Here is a 1,436-nt window from a genome sequence, read left to right on the forward strand (position 1 = left end):
GCCGAAGTCCAGCTACTGGACATGAGCGCCAAGGAATTCCGCCTGCGCAATGCGCTGGCGCGTATCCGTGACCAGTACGATTACATCCTCATCGACTGCCCGCCATCCCTGAACATGCTCACCGTCAACGCGTTGACGGCGGCGGACTCTGTGATTGTGCCGATCCAGTGTGAGTACTACGCACTGGAAGGTCTCACCGCGCTGATGAACACCATCGAGAAGATCCGCACGGTATTGAACCCGAAGCTGCACATCGGCGGCCTGCTGCGCACCATGTATGACCCCCGCAACAGCCTGTCCAACGATGTCTCCAACCAGCTGATCAGCCACTTCGGCGACAAGGTCTACCGCACCATCATCCCGCGCAACGTGCGGCTGGCGGAAGCGCCCAGCCACGGTGCGCCGGTGATCACCTACGATCCGAAATCCCGCGGTGCGGTCAGCTATCTGGCATTGGCCGGTGAGATCCTGCGTCGTGAGCAGGCGCTCAAGGCCCAGCCTGCAGCAGCTTCATAAGGAACGAAACACCATGGCGGCAAAACGTAAACGCGGTCTCAGCAAGGGCCTGGATGCCCTGCTTAGCAGCAACGAGTCCTATCAGCGGCACCAGGAAGAAGTGAGCCTGCAGAACGAGGGTGAAGCGACGGGTGAGCCCGATCAGCGTCCCCGCGATGGCGAATTGCGCCACCTGCCGGTGGAGTGCATGGAGCGAGGCCGTTACCAGCCGCGCCGTGACATGTCGCCAGATGCCCTGGAAGAACTGGCCGAATCCATTCGTGCTCAAGGTGTGATGCAGCCCATCGTGGTGCGCCCACTGGGTGACAAGCGTTACGAAATCATCGCTGGTGAGCGCCGCTGGCGTGCCGCCCAGATGGCCGAGCTGGACACCATTCCGGCGGTGATCCGCGAGGTGCCCGACGAAGCCGCCATCGCCATGGCGCTGATCGAGAATATCCAGCGGGAAAACCTCAATCCCATGGAAGAGGCCATCGCGCTGGGCCGCCTGAAGGAAGAATTCGGGCTTACCCACCAGCAGGTTGCCGATGCAGTGGGTAAATCCCGCGCCATGGTCACCAACCTGCTGCGCCTGATGAGCCTGGAATCCGACGTCAAGAAGCTGCTGGAGCATGGCGATCTGGAAATGGGCCATGCCCGTGCGCTGCTGGCCCTGACGGGCAATAAGCAGATCGAAGCCGCTCGCACCGTGGTGGCCAAGGGTCTGTCAGTGCGCCAGACCGAAGAGCTGGTCCGGGATTTCGAGAAGGCGAAACCGGCCAAGCCGGCGGCGCCCAAGGAAGATCCCAATGTGAAGGCACTGATCAGCGACCTGTCGGACCGTCTCGGTGCACCGGTGCAGATCCAGCAGCAGGGCAAGAAAGGAAAGTTGGTGATCAGTTACAACAACCTGGACGAGCTGGACGGCATTCTGGCGCACA

At 61.6% G+C, this 1,436-nt stretch carries 2 protein-coding genes; both read left to right on the forward strand.

Annotation, left to right across the window (positions count from 1 at the left end; all coding sequences use genetic code 11):
• On the forward strand, window positions 1-516 hold a 516-nt coding region (locus tag A3730_RS22320), incomplete at its 5' end, for a ParA family protein (RefSeq protein WP_156501297.1).
• Window positions 517-529: 13 nt separating this feature from the next.
• Window positions 530-1,436: ParB/RepB/Spo0J family partition protein (locus A3730_RS22325; protein WP_063538976.1), on the forward strand; the 907-nt coding region annotated here is incomplete at its 3' end.

It is taken from the genome of Alcanivorax sp. HI0044, assembly GCF_001634945.1.